Origin of the sequence: Halorubrum sp. SS7, from assembly GCF_005435055.1 — an archaeon.
GTDB lineage: Archaea > Halobacteriota > Halobacteria > Halobacteriales > Haloferacaceae > Halorubrum > Halorubrum salinarum.
This window is the reverse complement of sequence record NZ_SGXV01000405.1, coordinates 1-365: the sequence shown is the minus strand read 5'-3', so window position 1 is coordinate 365 and position 365 is coordinate 1. Positions and strand designations below refer to the sequence as shown.

The 365-nt window shown below is 66.0% G+C and carries 1 pseudogene; it reads left to right on the top strand.

The annotated features are described in order from the left end of the window. Positions 1 to 24: 24 nt before the first annotated feature. Positions 25 to 365: pseudogene (locus EXE44_RS18575) on the top strand (branched-chain amino acid ABC transporter substrate-binding protein); the annotation flags it as partial.

Here is a 365-nt window from a genome sequence, read left to right as displayed (position 1 = left end):
GCTCGTATGGTATACGATCACAGGATGAAGCGAAGAATCCAGCGACGCGACGTACTCAGGGGTGCCGGCGCGGTCGGTATCGCGGGGCTCGCCGGCTGTTCGACGGAGAGCGGTGACGGCGGCAACGGAACCGGTGGTGGCAACGGATCTGGCGGCGGCAACGGATCCGACGGCGGCGGGGGCGACGCCAGCAGCATCCCCGACGCCGTGATGGTCGTCGGGTTCCCGCAGTCCGGCATTCAGCTGTTCCGCGACTTCTACTCGGAGTTCGCCGACAGCGCGCCCGATCTGGACATCATCGTCCCCGACGGCCTGATCGACAGGGACCTCCCGAGCGAGGTCGACAACGACATGAACAACGTGAT